The following is a 24,947-nucleotide window of genomic DNA, read 5'->3' as shown; positions in this document are numbered from 1 at the left end:
ATTTTATTATTGTACTTAGTTAGTGTGCCAGATTCAGAGCAGTTTTAAATACTTAAAATGACCCAATCACGGTAAAGAGGTCCAGGAAGACGATGAAAATGCAATCTCTACGCTTATTATCCACCATGTGGGCACTGTTGTTACTTGTTGCGTGTGGTGGCGGTGGTGAGGTATCGAGGGATGACGATCCTGGTACCGTTACGCCTGATCCCACCTACAGTATTAGCGTAGCGCTCACCGACAGTGCCGGTGAAACGAGCACGGAATTAACCGGCGATTCGCCACTGACCTTGCGGGCAACTGTAACAGACGGCGACGGCAACCCCGCATCGAATCAGGTTGTGTCGTTTAGTTTTTCGGTTGAAAACCTGGCGCGCTTTTCCAACGATACCGGTACAGCATTAACCAACAGTGAAGGCGTCGCGACAATAACGCTGATCGTGGGCGAACTGTCGGGCAGCGGCATGGTTACAGCAACACTGGATTCCACCACCAGTGCGCAAGTTGGTTTTACCTCTTCAGGCACTACCGCAACGGTTGAAACGCCTGAATCCCTTGAAATTTTCTCCAGTCAGTCGCAACTGTCTTCAAGTGGCAACGACGAAGTGGAATTGTGGGCCGTCGTTAAAAATGCGCAAAACATCCTGCTGGAAAATGTCTCGGTGTCGTTCTCGGCCGACAATAACGCTGCCATTGCTGAAACCCAGCCGATTACCGATGAAAACGGCACCGCGCGGGTTCAGTTAAGAACCGGCGGCGACAAGGAAAACCGCACCATTACTGTGACTGCCACGGTATCGGGTGAAACTACGCTAACCGAAACGTTGAGCATTAATGTGGTGGGTACTGAAATTGATATTAATGGTGCAACGTCTGCCATTATTGGCGATGCAGTTAACGTAACAATTAGCCTTGAAGACTCCGACAATGTGGGGATTGCTGGCGAAGCCCTTACACTTGTAGTTACAGACCCAACCGGTGCAGACGTGACGGCAACGACGGTGAACAATGTAGAGCCAGTGACAGGCGACGAGGGCCGTGTTTCTATTCAGTTTACCGCTCCAGGGTCAGGTACCTATGCTTTAACTGCCAGCGCGTTAAACACCCAAAGCAGCTTTGAAATAGAAGTACAACAGGACGAGTTTGTTTTCCTGAACGCGCCGGATGTGAACAACGTTGAAGAAGACATTGCGTTAAATACCAACTTCCCACTGCAAATCCGCTGGCTGCGCGATGCTAATCCATTTGCGGGTGGTGCAGTTAGCTTTGCAATTTCTCGCGGCAGCATTGTGAGTGCGGATGCCACGACCGGCGCTGACGGTATTGCAAATCTTACTGTTTCGTCCACCAATGCGGGTTTGGCGACCATCTCCGCGACAGGTACTGATGGTGCCGGCGTTGAAGTCTCGACCCAAATTGACATTGCCTTTATTGCGACCGATGCAGAAACATTGATACTAGATGCAACACCTGACTCGATTGGGCCAGATGGGCAAACCAGCACAATCTCTGCTGTCGTGTTGGACGCAGATGGCAACCGTGTTCGCAACAAGCTGGTTAATTTTGAAGTGAACGACGTATCAAACGGCAACCTTACTGATGCGCAAAGCCGCACGGACCGCCGGGGTATCGCTACAACGGTGTACGAATCAAATGCCGTGAGCACGTATCAAAGTGTAGAAGTAACGGCGTATGTAAATGATGAGCCGACCGTTACCAATACAACGTTCCTGACAGTGGGTGACCGTCCTTTTGATATCTCTCTGGGTACCGGCAATCTGATTGAAGCGCCGCAGCAGTCGTCATACAGTAAAGAGTTCTCGGTGTTTGTAACGGATGCCGATGCAAACCCGGTGGAAGGCACATCGTTAACGTTCAGTGCGACGCCGGTTATTGAAACGGTGGGTTATGCATACTTCAAAGGCTATTGGTTGTGGGATGAAGATGATTCCATCCACTATCAGGTCATCACTGCTCAATGCTACAGCGAAGATGCTAACGGTAATGGTCGTCTGGATGTCGGTGAAGACTTAAATGGAGACGGGCAGCTAACACCGGGTAACACAGCAGCAATTGATGCTGATGCAACAACCGATGAAAACGGGCAGGCGCTGATCGAGTTGAATTATCCGAAGCAATACGGCGGTTGGGTACAGCTTACGTTAAGCGCAAGAGGCGAGTCGTCAGGTACTGAGTCAGTCGATACTATGCAGTACACGCTGGGTGTATCCGCTGAAGATCGCAGTACACAAGGTTCACCACCTCCGTCGAGCACATGGGGAACCAGCAACAGCTGCGCTGATACCCTGTAAACCTTAACGGCCACATACAAAAAAAGCCGCTCCTGACATCAGGAGCGGCTTTTTTGTTGTTCCTAAGAACGGAACTAATCAGGTCAATCAGGCTTGCTGGAACGGGTACACCGAACCCAGTTTCAGGATTTGAGTCAGTTGGTCTAACGCGGTACGAGATTCAGTGAGTAACTGCGGGTCACGTAAATCGTCTTCGGTCAGTACATCGCGGTAATGTTTCTCTACCCAGTAGTTCAGTTTGCCAAATAACTCGTCATTCATTAGCGTGTTCGGATTTACCGCTGCTAATTCTGCATCGGTCAGCGCTACGCGTAACCGCAAGCAAGCCGGGCCACCGCCGTTGCGCATGCTTTGTTTAACATCAAAGTAGTTAACACTTTTAACCGGTGTATTACGTGTAACAAGCTCTGCAAGGTATTGTTCTACAACCGGGTTTTCCTGACACTCAGACGGCGCAATAATAGTCATGTTGCCATCGGGCAAGGTAACTAACTGGGTGTTAAACAGATACGTTTTAATCGCATCCTGCACAGACACTTCACTGTCTTTTACTTCAATAAAATGCAGCGGTTGTTCGCCGAATTTTTGTTGAATTTCGGCAATCGCCCCGGCGCTGTTGTGAAACGCCTGCTGATGGTAAAACAGCACATTTTGATTACCGACGGCAATCACGTCGTTGTGGAACACACCCTGGTCAATGACATCCGGGTTTTGCAGGATATACACCACGTTTTCATCGCTCAGGCCATGCAAACGCGCAACCGCCTGGCTGGCTTCAAAGGTTTGACGAGCCGGGAATTTCTTCGGCTGCGGACGGTCGTTTCTGAATGCGTGACGGCCGTACACAAAAATCTCAACACCAGCGTGACCATACTCACTGCACAAACGCGTGTGGTTGGCTGCGCCTTCGTCACCAAAATGCTCGTTGTCGGGCAGGTGAGTGTGGTGAGCAAAATACTTGCTGTTCGCAAAGGTCGCTTTCAGAATATTGCCGGTCACCTGTGGTTCCAGTGAGCGGTGAAACTTGTTGGTCAGGTTAGCCGGTGTGAAATGCACTTTACCGTTGGCAGTATCGGCACTTGGCGATACGGTGGCCGCGTTCGCTGTCCACATGCTGGACGCTGAGCAGCAGGCTAAAAAGATTTCACGCGCCTGCTTGCCGGCTTGCTCAAGTACGCTGGCATCAGAGCCGCTGAATCCCAGTCTGCGCAGTGTGGCAATGTCAGGCCGTTCCTGAGGGGCTAACACGCCCTGCACCAGGCCCATTTCCGACAGTGCCTTCATCTTCTTAAGGCCTTGTAAAGCGGCTTCTTTGGGGTTACTGGCGGCGTTGGCATTTGAATAAGACGCAACATTGCCGAAGGACAACCCGGCGTAGTTATGCGTTGGACCCACCAGACCATCAAAATTCGCTTCACAATATTGCATGATTTCCTGCCTTATTCTTTATTAACCGGGTATCACTGACTTGGTAAATTCCGGTTCTGTCGCTATAAATGTAAACGGTGTAACGGCGAATCAAAGCCGCAATACCATACCTAACTCGGGCGCATTATACGTAAATTAGTGGCGGTGCCAATCGTGGTGGTTAAAATATGAGCTAATATTGCTGTGCAAAAAAACATCATTGCGAATAAGTATGAAGAAGAACTTGTTTTCCATTCACTTTGTAGATATATGTTAAAAAAAGAAGCGTTAGCCTGTATGAGTGAATCTGCCTTGTTATTTTTCTGGCTTAGCATCAAAAACTTAAATTTTTCAAAGGTTTAATTCTTATTTATGACAAAATCACTGGTCATAGTCGAGTCACCGGCCAAAGCGAAAACAATTAATAAATATCTCGGTAAAAATTTTATCGTAAAATCTTCCGTGGGCCACGTACGCGATCTACCAACTAAAGCTTTAGGCAAAGTTGAGCCGAAAAAAAGCGCCAAAGAACTGAAAACGTATTCGGACGAAGAGAAGGCCGAATACCTCAGAAAATTTGAATATCAGAAGCTGGTTGACCGCATGGGCGTCGACCCGCAACACAACTGGAAAGCACACTATCAGGTGCTGGAAGGCAAAGAAAAAGTCGTTAATGAGCTTAAGAAGCTCGCCAAAGATGCCGACACCATCTACCTCGCAACGGATTTGGACCGCGAAGGAGAGGCCATCGCCTGGCATTTACAAGAGTTGTTGGGTAAGAAAGACAAAACCTACCAGCGCGTGGTATTTAACGAAATCACCAAAAACGCAATAAAAGAAGCGTTTGAACATCCGGGTGAAGTGAACACTGCACGGGTTAACGCCCAGCAAGCACGACGTTTCCTCGACCGCGTTGTAGGCTTTATGGTGTCGCCACTGTTGTGGAAAAAGATTGCCCGCGGCCTGTCTGCCGGACGGGTTCAGTCTGTTGCGGTGCGTTTGGTTGTAGAGCGTGAACGCGAAATCAAAGCGTTTGTACCCGAAGAGTTCTGGGATGTACACGCCGATTTAACTACAGCGTCCAGCGATGCGCTGCGCATGCAGGTTATGAAGCAGGCCGGAGAAAACTTCAAGCCGGTTAACAAAGCGCAAACCGACGCAGCAGTAGCCCTGTTAAAAGATGCGCCGTACGAAGTGATCAGCCGCGAGTCGAAACCGACTCAGAGCCGCCCGTCTGCACCGTTTATTACATCTACATTGCAACAGGCTGCGAGTACGCGCCTGGGCTTTGGTGTAAAGAAAACCATGATGCTGGCCCAGCGCTTGTACGAAGCAGGTCACATTACCTATATGCGTACCGACTCAACAAACCTGAGTCAGGAAGCGCTGGATGCGTGTCGCGGTTTCATTGACGACAACTTTGGCAGTGCCTATTTGCCAGCGTCGCCTAACCGATACGGTAGCAAAGAGGGCGCACAGGAAGCTCACGAAGCCATCAGGCCTTCAAACGTCAATACCCAGGCTGCCAGTCTAAAAGACATGGAACGCGACGCACAGCGTCTCTACGAGCTTATTTGGCGACAATTTGTGGCGTGTCAGATGACACCTGCAAAATATGACGCCACTACCGTGAAAGTTGCAGCCGGTGATTTTGAGCTGGTTGCCAAAGGCCGGGTACTGAAATTCGACGGTTGGACCAAAGTGCAACCGCAAAAGAGCAAGAAAGGCGACGAAGACAAGTTACTGCCAGACGTGAAGCCGGGCGACACGCTGAATTTACAGCAGTTGGATCCGAAACAGCACTTCACTAAACCGGTAGCGCGTTTTAACGAAGCGTCGTTGGTAAAAGAGCTTGAAAAGCGCGGAATTGGCCGTCCTTCAACCTATGCCAGCATCATTTCGACGATTCAGGATCGCGGCTACGTGCGTTTGGAAAACAAACGTTTTTACGCCGAGAAAATGGGCGAGATCGTAAACGATCGCCTGATGGAAAACTTTGATGACCTGATTGGCTATGACTTCACGGCCAACATGGAACAACAACTGGACGAAATCGCAGAAGGCCACAAAGACTGGAAAAAAGTCCTGGATTTGTTTTATTCCGATTTCTACCAGAAGTTACTGCGTGCCGAGCAAGATCCTGAAGAAGGCGGAATGCGCCCCAATCAGGCTGTACCGGTTGCAATTGATTGCGGCAAGTGCAGTCGCCCCATGAACGTTAGAACAGCCAGCACAGGCGTGTTCCTGGGCTGCTCGGGTTACAACCTGCCGCCTAAAGAGCGTTGTACCAACACCATGAACCTGACTTCCGGTGAGGAAGTGGTAAAAGTGGATGACGACGACGAGCAGGAAACCGCAGATTTACGCGCCAAACGCCGTTGCCCTGAATGTGGTACGGCAATGGACAGCTATCTGGTTGACGAAACCCGCAAGCTGCACGTGTGTGGTAATTCACCGGCATGTCCCGGCACCTACGTGGAACAGGGCACGTTCAAGATCAAAGGCTACGACGGCCCCATTATTGAATGCGACAAGTGTGGCAGCGATATGGAGCTGAAGAACGGCCGATTCGGTAAGTACTTCGGTTGTTCCAACACAGAGTGTAAGAACACCCGTAAGTTACTGAGAAACGGTGAAGCTGCGCCGCCTAAAGAAGATCCGGTAGATTTACCTGAGCTGCCGTGCGAGAAGAGCGATGCGCACTTCGTATTACGCGATGGCGCATCTGGTATATTCCTGGCTGCACACAATTTCCCGAAATCGCGGGAAACACGGGCACCTAAAGTAGAAGAGTTGGCACGCTTCCGCGACCGTTTGTCACCGAAGTTTTACTATCTTGCGGACGCGCCTAAAGCCGATCCGGCCGGTAACCCGTCTATAGTTCGCTACAGCCGTAAAACCAAGCAGCAGTACGTTATGTCGGAAGATGCCAAAGGCAAAGCGACAGGATGGTCTGCCTGGTACGAAAACGGCAAATGGCAACCCAAAGACACTAAAAAGAAATAAACAGGTTCAGGTAAATGGCATCGTTACAAGAACAGTTACTCAAAGCAGGCTTGGCGGACAAATCAAAAGCGAAGCAAGCCCGCTCTGAGAAGCGTAAAAAGCAGAAGCTGAAAAACAAAGGCGCAGCCGTTGAGCAAGACGCCAGCAAAGTCGCAGCGCAAGCTGCGGCAGAGGCTAAAAAGGAACGGGACCGCGAGCTGAATCAGCAACGCAAAGCGGAAGCAGACAAAAAAGCGGTGGTAGCGCAAATACGTCAGCTCATTACCACTAACCAGCAGCCGAAAGGTAATGGCGATACGCTACTCAATTTCACCGACGACAATGTGGTAAAACGCATGTATGTCAGCGCGGCAGTGCACAAACTGGTACTGGATGCACGACTGGCAGTGGTGAGACTGGACGAAGAATACGCACTGGTACCCACACCAGTAGCCGACAAAATCGCCGAACGTGATGAAAACGTGGTGGTATACCGCGCCGATCTTCGCGAGGAGAACAAAGCGAAATCTGAAGAAGATGACTGGTACGCCGACTACGAAATCCCGGACGATTTAACCTGGTAATTGGTTCTTACACCTTCAATACAAAAGCCAGCACGGACAATGTGCTGGCTTTTTTGTTTTACATGAATAAGGAATGGTGCATTAGCTCAGACCTGATCTGACAATTACCCAGATTTTCGGGTGTCGGCGTCAGTATCCCTTGGTAATCACACTAAATTCTTTTCAGCTAATTCAGCTTAATTTGTACACCGTTACTGAACCTTACTGATAGCGACATTGCGCACTTTATTAACAGCATCGTTGAGCTTTTCGTTTGATTCGTCATTACACATCCATGCCAATACCAGCTTCAGCTTAGGATATCTTGAGATGTAGGTATAGGTACCCAGCCACGCGAGTGAGAAAACACCATGAGCTTATTTTTTGCCAACAAACTTGCTTTTGGCATGATACACATTCGGTGCCGCCGCTAAAGCACTGCTCGGTGTGTTAAATGCGTTGATAAACTGCTGTGTTTGCGCAGTTAGTTAGGGTTGGTAAAAGTGATTATTCCAAATAAGCAGGTCATCCAGGATGGTATGTAGACAGCCATCCCCCACTCAAAATAAATTCGTCATTTCAGTAACATACTCGCCATCTTCATTACGCTTTTATCCATAAGTGCGATTCTTAACGATCGACGTTATAGAAGGTACTGGTCATACCCAGCGGTTTAAACATCGTCTGTTCGCTGTAATCTCGTAGAGTTTGCCCGAACACTTCCTCGACACCCACTGATGCACAGGATTGCCACTGAACACTTCATCGACCAGTAGCTTAGCACTCTCAGCCATACGTCTTGCACTACAACTGGGGCAGAAACACCTGCGCTTACAACCAAACGCAGCGAGCTTCTCATGTTTGCAGTCATCACAGATTAAGCGTAAAAATCCATGTCCAAGCCGATCACACTTGAGAAACTCTTCGAACTCTTTGTCTGCATGGATTGGTAGTTTTTTCTATTCCTAAATTGTGGGTAGTGCTGCTGTACGAGTTGATACAGCAGTGTCTGCTCGGGTCGAAGACGTTGGTAGGTGACATTCTGGTTGAGTAGCACAACATTCCCTGTGGTTTATTCGTTTTACAATACCAACACCATGGCATCCTAGTATGCTAGGCGCTACTGTACCGTGGGGTAGTTAAGTCTTGCTACTTGGTTTAAATGAACGATATCGATGTGATCTGTCTTTTATCACTTAAATCCATCAAAAATCAGGTTTGCAAGCAACCGTTTCAGGCTGTGTGAAAACTATTTATCAATTTGGCTTAGCAGACGATCTTCTTTTTATTCCTAAATTTACAAAGTTTAACTCTGATGCAGAGGACTTCATTGTCTTTAGCTAACGATTACAGTCTTGATCATCAGATGTCCGCTTGCACATGCCGGAAGTTTATTCACACTGTATTTCTCAATTCGGAGAGCCTAACTCAATGACATAAACTGTTGTTACTTGCACGCAGGCGCCGAGTCACTCTAATCGGCATCTACCATTATCCAATCCATGTCCCTTATTACTTGTGTAACTCAAGATGACAAGCCATTGGGCATACAAACACACTCGTGTTAAGCCTGACTAAGAACAAATAAGGTAAGCTTGTTAAACGGATTCGTAATTCCCATCGCATTTCGTTTTAACACTATTTTTAACAAACTGTACACATTGAGTTTCATACACGAGGATTTGTGTAAATGCGTACAGCAATGAGTATTAACAACAGAATGAAATATATGATTCCGGTAATGCTGATTACATCATTGTCAGGAAATGTCGCCTGCACAACTGAAACATCGGGGTCGAAAGAAGGTAAAAATATTGTAGCATCAGTTGCTGCTCCCACAACGTTTGACAACCCGATTATCAAATACGATACCCAAGACCCAACTAATCAAGAGGGTGAAATAATCTATACCGCCGATCCTGCTGTTATGGTGGCTAACGATAAGGTGTACCTCTATACCACTCACGATGAACAGTACATCGATGGCAATGATTACCGCATGTACGACTACCGCCTTTTTACCAGTACTGACATGATAAATTGGCATAATAAAGGGACGGTATTCAGATACTCTGAATTCGACTGGGCACGGGGTGATGAGAAAACCGGTAACGCCTATGCCCATCATGTAATACACCGCAAAGAAGCTTCGGGGGAGTCTCGGTATTATTTTTACGCCACGGTAGAAGGCGGTCAGACAAACGATGAGTTTGGCTTCGCCATTGGGGTAGGTGTATCTGACAACCCGGAAGGCCCCTTCGTGGATCCGCGCGGAATGCCTATGATCTTGCTTGAGGATACCGCTGAATATAAAGATCATAGCTGGCGCAATATCGATCCAGCTGTTTTCATCGACGATGACGGACGCGCTTATCTTTACTGGGGAAATCAGCAGTTATGGTGGGTGGAGTTGGAGCCGGATTTGGTACACCTCAAAGGCGAAAGCTACACCCTAGATGCCGGCGGAAGGATGCAAAACCGGGATACCAGTAATGTCAAATTCCACGCTGTGGAATCCTTGCCCAATTTCGAAGAAGCCCCTTACGTATCAAAACATAATGACCTGTACTATTTGGTGTATGCAGCCGGTTTTCCGGAAAGTATTGCCTATGCCACCAGCTCATCTGCCACTGGGCCTTGGGAATACAAAGGTGTGATAATGGACCCTTTGCCTGGCACCACTACCATCCATCCTGCATTATTTGAATTCAAAGGCGCTACGTATCTTGCTTATCACAATGCAGATCTTCCCGGAGGCGGTAGTTATCGTAGGTCGGTGGCCATAGACAGGGTGTATTTCAATTCAGATGGGACCATTAAAAACATTGTCAGGACCACAAGACCGTAACCATGGTTTCTGGCTTTAGCTACGCACCAACATACAATTATGACAGCAAAAAGTTAGGTATAAAATGAATAAAACAAACAATCAGGAAACTGGCCTTTTGCGGGGCTTGTTAACACCTTTGCACCGGATTTCGCCGCACAATCGAAATAAACGGTCGGGTATCTCTAAAAAGACGAAGGTGCAGACGGTCTTTTTTGGAGTTGTGTGTCTGATTTCTTTGCAAACTCTTGCGCAGGATGACTCCATGACTCCTATTGCCATACCGGACCAACCTGATGCCATTGTGATTGGTACGCCTGAACTTCCTGATATACAGGCTAGGGAAAGCTGGCATTCTCAGTACGGTAGCCGGTTTGCCCGCAATGTTACTCTAGCGACACTTACCCCTTTTCTGCCTGACCCGGACAAAGCAAGTGGCGCTGCAATAGTGGTTGCCCCTGGTGGCGGGTTTCGAACACTGTCTATGGATAACGAAGGCTGGGATGTTGCCCGCGCTCTGGCAGACCAAGGCATCGCTGCATTTGTGCTTAAATATCGTTTAAACCAGACCCCGGCCGACATGGCAGCGTTCAAACGTTCAATGCAGGAAATGTTTTCCAACACAGGGCGACGCCCACCGCGTCCGGAGCCTGCGCAAATGAAAGTACAACTCGCACCACAGATCGAAGATTCTCGTGCAGCCTTTGCTTTGATCCGAAGCCGCGCCGCCGAGTGGAATATCGACCCGGACCGTATCGGCATGATCGGTTTTTCTGCTGGAGCCATGTTGACCATGGCTACTGAGCTGGTGGGTGAAGATGCCGACCCCGCATTCATTGCTAATATTTACGGGCCTCTGAGTGCTGTAGAGGTGCCTGCAAATGCGCCCCCCTTATTTGTCGCACTTGCGGCAGACGATCCCTTCTTCGCTAACAGTAAGTTTGGTCTGATTGAGAACTGGCATGCGGCCAAAAAACCGGTTGAATTTCACTTTTATGAACAGGGCGGTCACGGGTTCGGTATGTACCCAAAAGAAACCACCAGTACTGGCTGGTTTAGCGCGTTTGTTAGTTGGCTAACTATGCACGGAATGCTTGATAAAAATAGGAATTGACGGGCTGAAAAAGGGGCTGTTCACTTAACCGCGTATAACTAAATAATACTAAAAAGACGAGCAGAGCAGCTTCTTTCTTCGCGGTTGAAAGTCTGCTTCTTCAGGCAAGCGGTAGGGCTTATGTGCCTTGCCATTGCCGAGTTACGAGTCACTGGAGCAAACAGGAAAATGGTATTTGTCTAGTCTCACAGATTGGTATCAGCCGAAGATGTTCCGTTATCAAACTCCTCTAAATACGTGAATTCACCTCGTTCATTGTCGCATCTTCAGAGCCAGTTAGTTTTACATAGGCCTGAGTTACACGACACCCTGCAATTCGTATTGTCCTGCGCCTGAGTCAGATATCAGCCCCACTGTATTTCTTTCATCATTTCTAATACCGTTTCGTATGGAAACATCACAATGAGATTGGGGCTAAGTGACCAGAAAGCGAGCATGAAACAGTTAGCTGTTTGGCGCTGATTCTCTCAGGGCATGCGCAGCCTAAGAGTCTTCGTAATCTGTCTATGTATTCTACAGTCAAGCTAAGGCAGTAATTTGGTATTTAACTATAGACCATAGGTACTGAGGGAAGTTATCCAACTCGTCAACGCAAGCCGCGCCTTAATCACGAACCTATTTGCAGGGAGGCTAGCTAAATGCATTCTTTACTTGGCCGTTTTCCTATTGGCACCTATTAATATCGGTAATGTGCATCAGGCATTTTATGAAAAGGTTGAATTGGCGCTGCGTTAGTAAACGAAACGCGGCCAAGGAAGTGCAGAGGCGCGAAAAACAAAAAAGTAAGGTTTTCTACTTGCAACGTTTGCCTTTCGCGCACTTTCGTAAAGGGTTACAGCTGTCCCAGGTTCAGCACCATAAGGGATTTCGCGGGCACCAAAATGACCGCTTTACCATTTTTCACATTAGCAGAGTAGTCACTTGGCTGGATATTATCTGGTTGTTCAAAGGTATTGTGTTCATCCATTATGTCGCTGCTTAATACCTTACCTCTTGCCTGTTTCACCTGCTCTAAAGTCACTTCAATGGCACCCTCCAACTGAGTATTAACAATTGAAATGTAGGTATTGCCATCCAGCGCTTTCGCCGCAGAGGCGCTGATTGCCGGAATACTGGCATCTCCCTGTTTATAAACTGGCGTGGCGCTTAAACTGATCGGTAGATAGGTCGCATCCTGAAATGGAATATGCATTTGAAATGCATAATAGGTAGGTGTCAAAACCATTTTTTCTTTATCGGTTAAAATCATCGCCTGCAGTACATTCACCATCTGAGCGATATTAGTCATTTGAACGCGTTCAGCGTGGCGATTGAAAATATGAATATTTAAACCTGCAATAATGGCGTCACGTAGTGAGTTTTGCTGATACAAAAAGCCAGGGTTAGTGCCCTTATCAACGTCGTACCATGTACCCCACTCATCAATGTAGAAACCAATTTTCTTTTCAGGATCATGTTCATCCAGGATAGCAGTGTTCTCTACAATATAGTCTTCTATAAGCAGAGTTTGCTGTAGGGCTGAAAACCACTCTTCTTTTGGGAAGTCGGTGGCGCTACCTTTCGTTTCCCAGTTATTCGTGGGAATGGTGTAATAGTGATGGCTAATCGCATTCATGCGCAGACTCCACGAAGGCTTAATTTTTTCCGCCAGAGTCTGTGTCCAGTCGGTCTGATCGTTGGTACCACCACTGGCAATAAATTTAGGTAGGTTGTCTTCTGGCGCCTTCAAAAAAGCCGAATAGTGTTTATACAGGTCAGCGTAATAATCGGGCGTCATATTTCCGCCACACCCCCAACTTTCATTGCCGACCGCAAAATAATCAACTTTAAAAGGTTTATCACGACCGTTCTTTTTTCGCTCCCGCACAAGGGTGGTGTCTGCTTCAGAGGTCATATAATGTAGCCATTCCACCATTTCTCGAGGGCTACCGGTGCCTAAGTTACCATTTACGTAGGTTTCTGCACCTAGCAACTCTGCAAAGGCAAAAAATTCGTGAGTTCCAAAGGCGTTGTCTTCAATAACTCCGCCCCAATTACTATTTACGGTCCGGGGGCGCTCTTCTCGAGGACCAATACCATCTCTCCAATGGTATTCATCAGCAAAGCAACCGCCCGGCCAGCGCAATAGTGGCACTTTTAGATCTTTAAGCGCTTTCAGAACATCCAGGCGAAAACCATCCTGATTGGGAATATTTGAGTCCTCTCCCACCCAGACGCCCTCATAAATGCCGCGACCCAGATGCTCCATAAATTGGCCATAAATGTTTTTGTTCAATACAGGACCGGGTTGCTCTGAATGTATATCGATACCCACAGATGCAGATTTTGCAAACACTGCTGGAGTCGCCATGGCAAAACAGTAAAACAGTAAAGGTTTAATTTTAAACATTGCACTTACATTCCATATTCAAAAATTAAACATTTATGCTACCTTTTCTGAGACTAAATCGTGATAGTAGGATTTCCATTTGAGTTTATGGATTTTCGTAAATGACTGGAAATTTCAGCTTCTTCAGGTTGGTATCAGATAGTTAAGTTTTAGACGTTTTCGTGCTGTTATTATCGCTGTACCTATAACAGTACTCATCACACTGTGATCGGACTGCTAATGGTTAACAACGCATTTTTCCTTCAATGCGAGAATTTAAAGATTGCAGAACTGACTGTGAGTGACTATAACTTGTCGACTAATGCCCGTTACCACTTATTGTATGGCTACTCCGCACTTAAAGCGGGCCCAAACAACAAAAGTAAAAACCGTTTTAACATAAACTCTCACTCCCACTCAGAACCGTCTCCATTACACTCAGCCCTATCCCGGCAGCGTCAGTTTAAATGCCGCTAACTGCTTGTAGTAACCCATTGCCTCATTTAACAATGGCTGTAATACGTCAGGTACTTCGGGAACAGGGCCTTCCGGGCCAGCAAAGCCTGTACTTTTCCATACCTCGGGGTACCAGTGTGGGGCCCAGGCTCCGTCGGATTTATGGCCGCCGGCAGGCCAAGACAGCATGGCCGGATCCCAGGCTATGTTGAGCGCATTACATAAGGCCTCAAGGTAAGCTGCAGGATTAGAGCGAATGTCGCCAGAGTCGATAACAATGGGCGTGCCTGAATGCTTTTTGGTTAACGATGCAAATAAGTCTGCTTGTTCTTTTACGCCAATGTCACTGAGTGTCGGTACGCCGTTCTTCTTGGTGTAACTCGTAATCACACGCGCAGGATGGCGAATGAGAAATACGTGTTTAACTGCATCCATCCAGTCCAGTGGAAAGCCTTCGAGCATGTGCTGAGGCATGTGTTTCTGGTAAAACAGCGATTTGTTGTCCGGGATTAACCCTGCACAGCGGTTAGCCACATTCTCAGGGTTGGTTTCTTCTTTGTCGAAGATGGTGTCCAGCATGGGATCAGGTCTGCCACCAATGTGCAGAAACGGGGCGTAAAAAGGTTCATCCCACACGGCACAATCGGCACGGGCGCCAAAAGCGTACATCATGGCAGTTGAAAGGTTTCTGGGGCCAGACCACATCGCAATACGCATTCCATTTCCCTGTGTTGTTATGTTATTTGAATTACTAACATACGAGACAAGTCTGCCTGCTGCAATGTAATTCATGCCGGTATAACTGCACTGCACCCTTTTCAGGCAAGCCGTTCGATGATGATGCGTTGATTAGCAAAAACATACGCCAAATAAAGCACTTACGGTCATTTTTACCTGCCACGATTCTTGCATCCGCCGCTAAAACGTATTGTTTATTGTAAAGAGCAGGGTCATAAGTGGCAGAACCGTCATCTCCCAATTCTAACGCGCTGGTATGGGCCTTACTGCCGGTTGTGCTAACAGCCGCTATTCTGATGTATGTGCTGTTTGGCTTAAATGGCGGCCCACATATACCGCTGTTACTGGGGTGCGCCATAACGGCGTTCATTGGCGTATTGCGGGGCGTGTCCTGGCATGCGGTACAGACTTCGATGATTCGGAATATTGCCGAAAGCCTGCCAGTACTGGGCATATTCATGTTGGTGGGCATGACTATCAGCAGTTGGATTGCATCGGGCACGGTGCCTTTTCTCACCGCTCAGGGAATAAAACTCATTTCGCCCGACTGGTTTTTACCCGCTACCTGTTTACTTTGTGCGCTGGTTTCTGTTTTTACGGGCACATCATGGGGCACAGTAGGCACGCTTGGCCTGGCGTTAATGGGCATGGCTGATGTGTTGGGTATTTCATTGGCGCTGTGCGCCGGCGCCATTGTGTCGGGGGCCTGGTTTGGCGATAAGATGTCGCCACTGTCTGATACCACGAATTTCACGGCGGCGATTGCGCGAGTCGATTTATACACGCATATTCGCAACATGATCCCCAGTACATTGCCGGCCATGTGCATTGCGTTGATTTTGTATTACTGGCTTGGCCCGGATTCGGCCTCAAATCCCGTCGACAATACCTCGTTAACGGCGCTCTCGGCTAGTCTGGAGGCACATTTCGACCTTGCCTGGTGGGTATTAATACCGCCCGGCGTGATTGCTTTAACAATCTATTTCCGTCTGCCCGCAATACCAGGTTTGTTCTTCGGTGTAGTGGCAGCATGTCTTGTGGCTGTGGTGGGGCAAGGGGTATCGCCGGAATCACTGGCTCAGTTACTAATGAACGGATTTAAGAGCCAAACCGGGCAGGCTGGGCTGGATGCGCTGCTGTCAAAAGGCGGCCTGATGTCGATGATGTGGGTGATCTCTTTGATTATTCTTGCCATGGCGCTTGGCGGGGCATTGCAGGCGACAGGCAGTCTGCAAACCTTGCTACAAGCGTTATTGAATGTCGCAAGCACCCGTTTTCGATTGGTTCTGGTAACGCTATTGGCGGCGCTGGGGTTTAATTTTGCCAGCAACGCGTTTATTGCCTATACCTTACCAGGCCGAATGCTGCTGCCTGCTTTTCATCAGCGCGGCTTGTCAGGCGCAAATTTGTCACGTTTACTGGAAGACGGTGCCACCATGAGTGCACCGCTTATTCCGTGGAATTCCGGTGGCGTTTATGTGGCCGGTACATTGGGTATTCCCACTATCTTATATGCCCCGTTTGCCTTTGCGAACTGGCTGGCACCGTTGTTTGACCTGCTGTGGGCGGCGTTAAACTGGTTTATGCCAACCCGCAACGAAAAGCAGGATAAGATGATGAGTGATAACGCATTTATGAGGAAACAGGATGCAGGAACATAAAGCCGGTGGTGCACACGCGTCGATTGACGACGAGCGAAATCAGCATATTAAAATATACGTGAATGGCGATTTAGTGCCTAAACACGAGGCCAAGGTATCTGTTTACGACAGTGGTTTTATGCTCGGCGACGGCGTATGGGAAGGGTTGCGGTTGCACAACGGTAAATTCGCCTTTATTGACGACCACCTCGACCGCTTGTTTGCCGGTGCCAAGGCGCTGGATATGGATATTGGCAAAACCCGTCAGGAGCTTACTGATGCGCTTTATGCCACAGTGGAAGCTAACGGTATGACCGATGGTGTACATGCGCGTTTAATGGTGACCCGTGGGCCTAAGAAAACGCCGTATCAGGACCCAAGGCTCAGCTTGTGGGGGCCGACTATTGTGATCATTGCGGAGTATAAATCGCAGGACCTGACACCGGTAGAGCAGGGCATTAAGCTGTTTACCGTACATGTGCGAAGAGGGCACCCGGATGTACAGGATCCGCGCTTGAACTCACACAGTAAAATAAACTGTATTACCGCTATGATTCAGTCTTACAAAGCCGGTGCTGATGAAGCCCTGATGTTAGATCCTCATGGCTTTGTGAGTACCTGTAACTCCACTAATTTCTTCATTGTGCGAAAAGGCGAGGTGTGGACGTCTACCGGTGACTATGCAATGAAAGGGATCACGCGGCAGAAAACTATTGATGTGTGCCGGATGCACGGTATACCGGTTTTCGAGAAAAACTTCTCTTTAGTCGACGTATACAGTGCAGATGAAGCCTTTGTTACTGGCACGTTCGGCGCACAAACGCCGGTTATCGACGTAGATGGGCGCAGTATTGGCGAGGGTAAACCCGGACCAATGGTTAAGCGTATCCGCGAGCTTTACCATGCCATGGCAGAAATCAACTAGCCGCCGTGTGCCTATGTTTGCTTCAGCTGTTCTGACAGAACGCTGTCCCAATAAGGCGTTTCACCAAAGTACTGGCTGGCAAAGTCGATAAACGCGCGTACTTTACTGGCCAGTAACTGACGGTGAGCATACACGGCATACAGGTGAATTGGCTCTGGCGTGTGCTCAGGCAGAATCACTGACAGTGATCCTGCTTGCAGTGCCTTGTAGCAAATAAAAGTGGGTTGCAACACGATACCCTGGCCCAACACCGCCACCTGACTGAGCAGGCCGCCATGATTACAGCTCAGTTTGCCCAGTTGGTCATGGGTCGTACCTACCAGATATTGATGCGGTAGCGGGCCGTTGTCGGCGTCCAGATAGCTGTAGCGCAAATAGTTATGTGACTTCAGTGCTTCCAGACTGTCTGGCGTACCAAATTCAGCTAAATACGCTGGCGCAGCGCACAACACCATTCGAATGGTGGTCAGGCGGCGGGCGATCAGCGAAGAATTTTTCAGGTTGCCAATACGCAGGGCAATATCAAAGCCTTCTTCAACAATATCCACTTTGCGGTCGTTAAGCTGCAAGTCGATATCCACATCCGGATATTGCTGCTGAAAAGCGTGTATAAGCGGGGCCAGATGCAGAGTAGCAAATGCAACAGGGGCGCTTATGCGAAGTAAGCCTTTTGCGTTGGCTTGCATATCGCCTAACTGACTTTCCATTTCGTCAATATCGTTGAGCACTTGTTCTGCCCGGATCACATAACGCTCACCTGCCTCGGTAAGATGCACTTTGCGCGTGGTCCGATTCAATAAACGCGTGGTGAGGTGGGTCTCTAGCTGGGAGACGTATTTGCTTATCAGCTGTGGGCTCTTGTCCAGCTTATCTGCCGCCGCGCTGAATGAACCCAGTTTGGCTACCGCTATAAAGGCACGCATCGCGTCAATTCTATCCATATCACTGCTCTTATTATCAACGTATTGTTGATAGTTAGTCTATTTTAGTGCTCTTAATCAATCAATAGTGAAGAAGTATAGTAAGCACACTGATGAAGCGAAGGGGCGGTCCCTTCCAACGCAACGACACAATTTTAAGGAAATACTATGAACACTAAATTACTTACTTCACTTTTTACTTCTAATGCCGGTTTGTCTGCTTTGGTATTGCGAGTACCCGTTGGTATTGTGCTTGCGGCTCACGGCGCACAAAAGTTATTTGCCTGGTTCGGCGGTTATGGCCTCGAAGGCACCGGACAGTATATGGAAAGCATCGGGCTTGCACCGGGTTTCCTGATGGCGCTTTTAGCCGGTAGTGCAGAATTCTTCGGTGGCCTGGCGTTGGTGTTAGGAGTGCTGACACGACCTGCCGCACTGGTGAGTGCCTTTACCATGCTCATGGCCATCTTTACCGCACACATCAGTAACGGGTTATTCCTGTCGAACGGCGGTTACGAATACGCGCTGGCGCTGTTTGCCGCTACCTTGTCGCTGGTGTTTAGCGGAGCAGGGCGACTAGCGGTGGACAACCTGATTGCTAATAAATTCGCATCGGCCCAGTAGCTTTGTTGAAAAAAAGGAGACGAAGATGTTAGTGAATGGAAAATGGGATGCCAATTGGCATCCCGTTCAAAGCAAAGATGAGCAAGGCCGGTTTATTCGTCAAACATCGTCCTTTCGCAATTGGATCACGCCCGATGGTGCGCCAGGACCGACAGGCAAAGGTGGCTTTAAAGCCGAACCGGGTCGTTACCACCTGTACGCTGCGTTGATCTGCCCCTGGGCAAGCCGTGTGCTAGCGGTGTTAGCGTTGAAAGGGTTAACTCGCTATATCAGCGTAACCATCGTTAATCCGAGATTAAGTGAACAGGGTTGGCAATTTGGTGGTTTTGAAGGCGCTCAGGCAGACCCGTTGCTGAACGCCAGCTACATGCACGAAATATACACGCAGGCTGACAGCGATTTTACCGGCCGGGCAACCGTGCCTGTATTGTGGGACAAGCAACAACAAACCATTGTGAACAATGAATCGGCCGATATTGTGCGTATGCTGAATACAGCGTTTGCCGACTTTACCCAACAAGGGCCAGATCTGTATCCTGAAGCGCTGGCGAATGACATAGAGCACTGGAATGACAGGATTTATACCCAGTTAAACAACGGTGTGTACCAGGCGGGCTTTGCCTCTTCCCAACAAGCCTACGACGAGGCGTACGACAATGTGTTTACCATGCTCGACGTGCTGGAAAACACGCTGAGCGATGGGCGGGAATATTTGCTGGGCAATCAGTTAACCGAAACCGATATTCGCTTGTTTGTTACGCTGGTAAGGTTTGACGTTGCGTATTACGGTTTGTTTAAGTGTAATAAAAAGCCAATCCGCGATTACGAGCATTTGCAGCGTTACATGATGCGCATATACCAATTAGAGGGTATGGCAGAGACCGTTAATATCGACCATATCAAAGCGGGTTATTACTCCATTAAAGCATTGAATCCATCGGGTATTGTGCCGAAAGGGCCGGAGACTGATTTATGAATACTACAAAGCAGATTGTCTTTATTTCCCATGGAGGCGGTCCATTGCCTTTGTTGAACGACCCTGCGCATGCTGCATTGGTCGAGCAGTTGAAAACGCTGCCACAGCAACTGCGAAAGCCTAAAGCGATTATTGTGATTAGTGCACATTGGGAGGCAGATGAGATTCGGGTAACTGACGCATCAGCTCCGGCGCTACTCTACGATTACTATGGCTTTCCGCCTGAAAGCTATCAAATCAAATACCCCTGCAAGGGTGAACCTGAATTAGCGAAGTGCATAGTGGCTGAACTAAATAGCGCAGGGATCCCGGCCAAAACAGAATCTAAGCGCGGTCTTGATCACGGCGTATTTGTGCCGCTGACATTAATGTACCCTGAGGCTGACATTCCGGTGGTGCAAGTGTCGCTGTCTGCAACGCTTGATCCTGCATTACACCTGAAAGTGGGCGAAGTTCTGGCGAAGATACCACAGGATGACCTGTTGATTATTGGCTCTGGCTTTTCGTTTCACAATATGCGGGCATTTTTCTCACCGGCAACGGCGCAAACACAACAGTTAAACAACGCGTTCGAACAGTGGTTGAAGGAGAGCCTGTCTTCAAAGCACAGCTACGCTTCGATTCGTGAACGACTGACCAATTGGGAACAAGCGCCTGGAGCACGGTTTTGCCATCCGCGAGAAGAGCATCTTTTGCCTTTGCATGTATGCGCTGGCGCTGCTGGCCGGGGAACCGATAACTATGAAGACATCATGGTGCTGAACAAACGCGCCGGCTTTTTTGGCTGGCTATAGGGGCTGTGACAAATGCCGGAGAGTAATAAAGTTTCATACTGCTCAAGGCGGCTTTGAGCGAATAGCGGAAGTAACTTAACTGGCTGGGTTAGGCCTCTTTAGGCAAATTGCGGTCGGTCGACCTAGTTTGATGAACGAAGGGTCAACAGATCATTTTTAACCAGTATTGATAACAGCCTTTTTAGTTTTACTTTGTCACGTATTTTTCATTGCAAAAATATACACAATGCTACATTATGTAGCAAAGTATATATTAAATGCATTAGTTATGGGTATAGTAAAAATTTCAGATGCTCTCCATGAAGAGGTTCGTAAAACCAGTACGGTAATGGAGCGTTCAATAAATTCTCAAGCAGAATTTTGGATGAAAGTAGGTCGAATCGCCGAGCAGAATCCAACGTTAACTTATGAACAAATTATTGAACGTGAAATGCGTTCTCAAAACGTGGAGTCGGTCAGATTGGTCAATGAATAGCTTGGTGAAATCAGCGCACGAAATTCAATTGATGCGCGAATCGGGTCAGTTATTGGCGCGTGTTTTTACTGAGTTAGACAAGGTGATAAGTGCGGGCATGTCCACTTTAGAAGTAAATGACTTTGTTGAGCGTTTCGTTGTTCACACACTCAAGGCTAGGCCCGCGAGTAAGGGACAATACGGCTACCAATACGTGTTGAATAGTTCGATCAATGAGGTGATATGTCACGGCGTACCGTCGCCTGCCAAAAAACTTAAAAATGGCGATATTGTCAATATTGATATCACTCTTGAAAAAAATGGCTTTATTGCTGATAGCAGTAAAATGTATTTAATAGGTAGCGTTTCACCCACTGCCCGTAAGCTTGTTAATGTGACATATGAAGCAATGTGGGCGGGAATTAAAACGGTAAAACACGGTGCTACGCTTGGTGATATTGGTTTTGCTATCCAGAATCATGCAGAAAGGCACGGGTACAGCATTGTGCGTGAATATTGTGGGCATGGAATTGGTAAAGAAATGCATGAAGAGCCACAAGTGTTGCACTATGGCTCTTCGAATTCGGGCATGCAATTACAAGCAGGCATGACATTTACTATTGAGCCTATGATCAATCAAGGTAGCCATAAAACCAAATTGAGAAAAGACGGCTGGACTGTAGTTACTCGGGACAAAAAGCTATCTGCGCAATGGGAGCACACTATACTGGTTACACAAACTGGATACGAAGTGTTGACCCTCCGTCCTACCGAAATGCAATGAACTGAGCAGACAAAACCAAAAGGTAGAATCCCGAAGGTCCGCAAAACGTACTTCTGAGCCGCACAGATTATGTTGAGAGGCTAAATTCGACAAATAGCGGTCGAACTAGGCCAACAATGAAGAAAAGCAACATTCAGAGTAGGTTTGCACATCTTTAAGAGACGCTTGTCTTGGAAACTTCAGTCTCTAATACAAATTCATTTGATACCCATACAGCAATCTTTCGTACCATATCACTATGTTGAAAACCCATCAGGATCATAATGAAGGCTGTGATGAAGAATATGACAGCAAAGCACCGCGTCGCTCCGCGGTCCATCCTTACAGGCCCGGTGTCCGCTGCGTATGAACGTAAGATAAATGCGGGGGAGGTGCAACGAGATGAGGCGCAAGTCGCTCTGGCGGCAAAATTCGATGCCCTGTACCTGTCTCTTGCCTCGCTCCCACCAGTCCCCGTGCGTATCGAAGAACCGACAGAGAGCAGTTGTACAAGCAGCGGTTCACTGTCATTAGCGCGGTCCTTAGCATCCGCCCAGTCATTTCTTCGAAAAAAGTTCCATTTGTGGTCTTTTGGTCCACCACCGCGAGGCTTATACATTCATGGACCCGTCGGGATCGGCAAGAGCTTTCTGATGGACCTCTTTTACGATTCGGTTGATATTTCTGATGACGATTCCTGCTGTAATAATGGCAGCCACAGCCTCAAACACGCAAAAATTACCAAACGCCGCGTCCACTTTCATGAATTCATGCTAGACGTCCATCATCGAATCTTTGTCTACAAGCAGAAACACCCACGAGATGATGCAATTCCCATCATTGCGCAACAATTGGCACAAGAAGCCCAACTCCTCTGTTTCGATGAATTTCAAGTAACAGACGTTGCCGATGCCATGATTTTGAAGCGGCTTTTCTTATTCTTATTAGATTGGAATGTTGTGGTGGTGGCCACCTCAAATCGCTCACCCGATACCTTGTATGAGGGAGGCATCAACCGTTCCCTCTTTTTGCCATTCATAGACATGTTAAAACACACGTTCGACATTATTTCCATGGAGGATTGTCCCAAGGATTATCGGCTCGCAACTCGAGCCGATGGTCAATCCTATTTTTGGTCAAACAAGGATCTTCACGGCGATAATAATAGTAAAAACAACATGCAGGCGCAGTTGGAAGAAATATTTGGTGGCACTGCATCCGGAACTGAGGCCGAGGATATTCAAGTACTCTTTGATCGCTCCGTCCAAGTCGCCCGATTTAATGACCGGTGTGCTTGGTTTGACTTTGCCGAGTTGTGCTGCCAACCGCTCGGCGCGGCCGATTATATTTCCCTCTGCGACCGATTTCCGGTCATCATCATGGAACGTGTCCCCCAATTGGACGCCAATCACCTCGACGAAGCGAGACGCTTCGTGACCCTCATTGACGCGTGTTATGAGTCTCGCACCCGCTTGGTGCTGACGGCACAAGTCCCGCTCGACGAATTGTTTGTTGATTTTGAAGCGCAAGTCGAAAGCAGTGATGAAGATGGAGAATTGATTGTCAGTGAGAAGGGGGGGAACTCGAGTTCCTTTGCGACGACCATGATTCGCACCAAAAAGGGGGAATACTATGAGTGGTCGGCGACGGGGCGAATAGGCGTGTCACTGGCACAATTATCGTCCGCCAATGATCTCGCCTTTTCATTTCGACGAGCCGCGTCCCGGTTGGTAGAAATGGGTGGAAAGGAATGGGGACGGCAATAACAATATCTTGGCTTACAACTTCAAAAGAATGATGAATATCATGAGCGTTCAAGCACTGATATCTGCATTGAAAATCTAAGAATTGCCACATCGCTCATTCAATATTTTTACAGAACCCAGATTTACGGTGTAGAGCATTCACAAGGGCATCGGTAACTAATGAGTTTTCACACAGCCCGGACCACAAAGACACGTTGTCAGTACGAAACTATAGTACTCGAACTATGAGACTTTATTACTTTCCTACAATAAAGATTCAAACGCTTCTATGACGAACAACTCGCTGCAAGAACATACGGCAAAGGTCAGCAGCCCCTAAATTCTCGCTAGGCAATTTGAGCCAGTGCTAAGCGAGTATGGTACTGCAGACTTTCGTTGATTTTAGCGTGAGACGGGCTCCAGCCGCTTAAAAAGCGGTGGAAATCGGCACTGGCCACGTTATACAGGTTCCGCCAGGTGTCGCACAGGGTTTCTATTGTTTGCTTGTCATAGTGCGCTGACAATCGTTTGCTCAACGCCTCAAAATACGTATTGAGAAAGGCCGGTGTGTGATTCAGTAAATCTTCATCGCTTAGCGCGCTACCTAAGAAATAGGTTACGTCCTGCACGCCAATGCCGCCACCCACGTATTGAAAGTCTACCGCGGCAACCCGGGTTAAATCGCGACTAAAGCAAAAGTTGGCCAGTTTAGCGTCACCATGGATCAGCGTTTGAAAAGGGCAGTTGCGAAGGGCTGAATCCAATGCAGCCGCTGCATCTTTAAGTGGGCCACTTTCCATGGCGTGCCATTCATCCTGACGGGTCGCCAGATGCCAGTAGCTGCCTCTTTCCCACAATGCATCGGCAGGTGTATTGAGATGCTCTGCGTGAAAGGCAGCCAACCATTGCAGCACGGGTTCACACTGCTTCAGCGTGAGGTATGCAGGCCTTAACGGAAACCCTTCATCATCCAAGTCAGATAGCACCAGAACCTGACTGTCACCTATTTGTTGTTGAGCAATAAGTTGGGGCACGGCGTATTGATGTGGCTTAGCGTAAGCCCGGTAATACTCGCGCTCTACAGCATAAGATTGCCATTTACGCAGCTGACTGGTTTGGCTGTTCCAGCCCCTGGGATGATTAAACTCCTCTGGCTGGCATATCCACTTCACAATAAGCGGTGCCTGACGGCGAGGGGAAAAACAGCGGATCAGCTTACCAAAGTTACTCCATAACGGTTGCACCAGAGAAAACTGCGTTAGCTCAGGGTCATCGGTTACGGTGAGTAACCATTGCATTATGTCGTGGGGGAGTAGATCGGAATGTGTGTTCATTG

General features: G+C 48.2%; 18 protein-coding genes and 1 pseudogene. 13 read left to right on the top strand and 6 right to left on the bottom strand.

Features of this window, described 5'->3' with window-relative positions; translation table 11 throughout:
* Positions 1–92 precede the first annotated feature (92 nt).
* Positions 93–2,312, top strand: coding sequence for an Ig-like domain-containing protein (locus tag BUB81_RS18100; protein ID WP_084526701.1), 2,220 nt, complete (start codon positions 93–95; stop codon positions 2,310–2,312).
* Positions 2,313–2,399: 87 nt separating this feature from the next.
* Here the strand turns inward: BUB81_RS18100 and astB are convergent, their stop codons facing one another.
* Positions 2,400–3,740, bottom strand: coding sequence for an N-succinylarginine dihydrolase (astB, locus tag BUB81_RS18095; RefSeq protein ID WP_073324746.1), 1,341 nt, complete (start codon positions 3,738–3,740; stop codon positions 2,400–2,402).
* A gap of 351 nt (positions 3,741–4,091) precedes the next feature.
* On the opposite strand from astB, the gene topA reads away from it, so the two are divergent.
* Together topA and BUB81_RS18085 are read left to right on the top strand one after the other, a co-directional pair.
* A complete protein-coding gene (gene topA, locus BUB81_RS18090) occupies positions 4,092–6,725 on the top strand; it encodes a type I DNA topoisomerase (RefSeq protein ID WP_073324745.1) in 2,634 nt (877 codons plus the stop codon).
* Positions 6,726–6,739: 14 nt separating this feature from the next.
* Positions 6,740–7,288: a DUF2058 domain-containing protein gene (locus BUB81_RS18085; RefSeq protein WP_073324744.1), complete on the top strand. Its 549-nt coding sequence runs from the start codon at positions 6,740–6,742 to the stop codon at positions 7,286–7,288.
* A 707-nt stretch (positions 7,289–7,995) separates the two neighbouring features.
* Here BUB81_RS18085 and BUB81_RS18080 read toward each other — a convergent pair.
* A pseudogene (locus BUB81_RS18080) lies at positions 7,996–8,324 on the bottom strand (transposase zinc-binding domain-containing protein); the annotation flags it as partial.
* A 633-nt stretch (positions 8,325–8,957) separates the two neighbouring features.
* Here BUB81_RS18080 and BUB81_RS18075 point away from each other — a divergent pair.
* Entirely contained in the window at positions 8,958–10,115 is a 1,158-nt protein-coding gene (locus BUB81_RS18075; RefSeq protein ID WP_084526699.1) for a glycoside hydrolase family 43 protein, read from the top strand.
* Positions 10,116–10,359: 244 nt separating this feature from the next.
* Entirely contained in the window at positions 10,360–11,208 is an 849-nt protein-coding gene (locus BUB81_RS18070) for an alpha/beta hydrolase (protein WP_217653479.1), read from the top strand.
* Positions 11,209–12,040: 832 nt separating this feature from the next.
* Here the strand turns inward: BUB81_RS18070 and BUB81_RS18065 are convergent.
* Together BUB81_RS18065 and BUB81_RS18060 are read right to left on the bottom strand one after the other, a co-directional pair.
* Positions 12,041–13,597 carry an alpha-N-arabinofuranosidase gene (locus tag BUB81_RS18065; RefSeq protein ID WP_073324743.1) on the bottom strand — a complete coding sequence of 519 codons (1,557 nt, stop codon included), beginning with the start codon at positions 13,595–13,597 and terminating at the stop codon, positions 12,041–12,043.
* A 423-nt stretch (positions 13,598–14,020) separates the two neighbouring features.
* Positions 14,021–14,749 (bottom strand): sulfotransferase-like domain-containing protein, encoded by a 729-nt coding sequence (locus tag BUB81_RS18060; RefSeq protein ID WP_073324742.1) that lies wholly within the window; start codon positions 14,747–14,749, stop codon positions 14,021–14,023.
* Between the two features lie 239 nt (positions 14,750–14,988).
* On the opposite strand from BUB81_RS18060, the gene nhaC reads away from it, so the two are divergent.
* Positions 14,989–16,431: a Na+/H+ antiporter NhaC gene (gene nhaC, locus BUB81_RS18055; protein WP_073324741.1), complete on the top strand. Its 1,443-nt coding sequence runs from the start codon at positions 14,989–14,991 to the stop codon at positions 16,429–16,431.
* Positions 16,418–17,335, top strand: a complete 918-nt coding sequence (locus BUB81_RS18050) for an aminotransferase class IV (protein WP_073324740.1) — start codon at positions 16,418–16,420, stop codon at positions 17,333–17,335. The genes nhaC and BUB81_RS18050 overlap by 14 nt, the downstream gene beginning before the upstream one ends.
* 11 nt (positions 17,336–17,346) lie before the next feature.
* Here BUB81_RS18050 and BUB81_RS18045 read toward each other — a convergent pair whose 3' ends face one another.
* Positions 17,347–18,276, bottom strand: a complete 930-nt coding sequence (locus BUB81_RS18045; RefSeq protein WP_073324739.1) for a LysR family transcriptional regulator — start codon at positions 18,274–18,276, stop codon at positions 17,347–17,349.
* Between the two features lie 147 nt (positions 18,277–18,423).
* Between BUB81_RS18045 and BUB81_RS18040 the strand changes: the two genes are divergently transcribed.
* The 6 genes from BUB81_RS18040 (at position 18,424) to zapE (ending at position 23,632) form a co-directional block, all read left to right on the top strand.
* Positions 18,424–18,879 (top strand): DoxX family protein, encoded by a 456-nt coding sequence (locus BUB81_RS18040; RefSeq protein WP_073324738.1) that lies wholly within the window; start codon positions 18,424–18,426, stop codon positions 18,877–18,879.
* Between the two features lie 25 nt (positions 18,880–18,904).
* The gene (locus BUB81_RS18035; protein WP_073324737.1) at positions 18,905–19,855 is read left to right on the top strand and encodes a glutathione S-transferase family protein; all 951 of its coding nucleotides are present in this window, start codon (positions 18,905–18,907) and stop codon (positions 19,853–19,855) included.
* Entirely contained in the window at positions 19,852–20,649 is a 798-nt protein-coding gene (locus BUB81_RS18030; protein ID WP_073324736.1) for a DODA-type extradiol aromatic ring-opening family dioxygenase, read from the top strand. Before BUB81_RS18035 ends, BUB81_RS18030 begins: the two co-directional genes overlap by 4 nt.
* A 268-nt stretch (positions 20,650–20,917) precedes the next feature.
* The gene (locus tag BUB81_RS18025; RefSeq protein ID WP_073324735.1) at positions 20,918–21,124 is read left to right on the top strand and encodes a ParD-like family protein; all 207 of its coding nucleotides are present in this window, start codon (positions 20,918–20,920) and stop codon (positions 21,122–21,124) included.
* Positions 21,117–21,887 (top strand): type I methionyl aminopeptidase, encoded by a 771-nt coding sequence (map, locus tag BUB81_RS18020; protein ID WP_073324734.1) that lies wholly within the window; start codon positions 21,117–21,119, stop codon positions 21,885–21,887. The genes BUB81_RS18025 and map overlap by 8 nt, the downstream gene beginning before the upstream one ends.
* Before the next feature lie 263 nt (positions 21,888–22,150).
* Entirely contained in the window at positions 22,151–23,632 is a 1,482-nt protein-coding gene (gene zapE, locus BUB81_RS18015; RefSeq protein ID WP_073324733.1) for a cell division protein ZapE, read from the top strand.
* A 326-nt stretch (positions 23,633–23,958) separates the two neighbouring features.
* Here the strand turns inward: zapE and BUB81_RS18010 are convergent, their stop codons facing one another.
* A complete protein-coding gene (locus BUB81_RS18010; protein ID WP_084526696.1) occupies positions 23,959–24,945 on the bottom strand; it encodes a phosphotransferase in 987 nt (328 codons plus the stop codon).
* Positions 24,946–24,947: the final 2 nt, after the last annotated feature.

This window comes from Marisediminitalea aggregata (genome assembly GCF_900129565.1).
Taxonomy (GTDB): Bacteria; Pseudomonadota; Gammaproteobacteria; order Enterobacterales; family Alteromonadaceae; genus Alteromonas; species Alteromonas aggregata.
The sequence above is the reverse complement of the archived record's forward strand: the minus strand, read 5'-3'. Positions and strand labels throughout refer to the sequence as shown.

What these genes read in the sequence shown, in the direction of transcription:
- BUB81_RS18100 (WP_084526701.1), top strand. Translation starts at nt 93, where the DNA reads ATGAAAATGCAATCTCTACGCTTATTATCCACCATGTGGGCACTGTTG.
- astB (WP_073324746.1), bottom strand. Translation starts at nt 3,740, where the DNA reads ATGCAATATTGTGAAGCGAATTTTGATGGTCTGGTGGGTCCAACGCAT.
- topA (WP_073324745.1), top strand. Translation starts at nt 4,092, where the DNA reads ATGACAAAATCACTGGTCATAGTCGAGTCACCGGCCAAAGCGAAAACA.
- BUB81_RS18085 (WP_073324744.1), top strand. Translation starts at nt 6,740, where the DNA reads ATGGCATCGTTACAAGAACAGTTACTCAAAGCAGGCTTGGCGGACAAA.
- BUB81_RS18075 (WP_084526699.1), top strand. Translation starts at nt 8,958, where the DNA reads ATGCGTACAGCAATGAGTATTAACAACAGAATGAAATATATGATTCCG.
- BUB81_RS18070 (WP_217653479.1), top strand. Translation starts at nt 10,360, where the DNA reads ATGACTCCTATTGCCATACCGGACCAACCTGATGCCATTGTGATTGGT.
- BUB81_RS18065 (WP_073324743.1), bottom strand. Translation starts at nt 13,597, where the DNA reads ATGTTTAAAATTAAACCTTTACTGTTTTACTGTTTTGCCATGGCGACT.
- BUB81_RS18060 (WP_073324742.1), bottom strand. Translation starts at nt 14,749, where the DNA reads ATGCGTATTGCGATGTGGTCTGGCCCCAGAAACCTTTCAACTGCCATG.
- BUB81_RS18050 (WP_073324740.1), top strand. Translation starts at nt 16,418, where the DNA reads ATGCAGGAACATAAAGCCGGTGGTGCACACGCGTCGATTGACGACGAG.
- BUB81_RS18045 (WP_073324739.1), bottom strand. Translation starts at nt 18,276, where the DNA reads ATGGATAGAATTGACGCGATGCGTGCCTTTATAGCGGTAGCCAAACTG.
- BUB81_RS18040 (WP_073324738.1), top strand. Translation starts at nt 18,424, where the DNA reads ATGAACACTAAATTACTTACTTCACTTTTTACTTCTAATGCCGGTTTG.
- BUB81_RS18035 (WP_073324737.1), top strand. Translation starts at nt 18,905, where the DNA reads ATGTTAGTGAATGGAAAATGGGATGCCAATTGGCATCCCGTTCAAAGC.
- BUB81_RS18030 (WP_073324736.1), top strand. Translation starts at nt 19,852, where the DNA reads ATGAATACTACAAAGCAGATTGTCTTTATTTCCCATGGAGGCGGTCCA.
- BUB81_RS18025 (WP_073324735.1), top strand. Translation starts at nt 20,918, where the DNA reads ATGGGTATAGTAAAAATTTCAGATGCTCTCCATGAAGAGGTTCGTAAA.
- map (WP_073324734.1), top strand. Translation starts at nt 21,117, where the DNA reads ATGAATAGCTTGGTGAAATCAGCGCACGAAATTCAATTGATGCGCGAA.
- zapE (WP_073324733.1), top strand. Translation starts at nt 22,151, where the DNA reads ATGAAGGCTGTGATGAAGAATATGACAGCAAAGCACCGCGTCGCTCCG.
- BUB81_RS18010 (WP_084526696.1), bottom strand. Translation starts at nt 24,945, where the DNA reads ATGAACACACATTCCGATCTACTCCCCCACGACATAATGCAATGGTTA.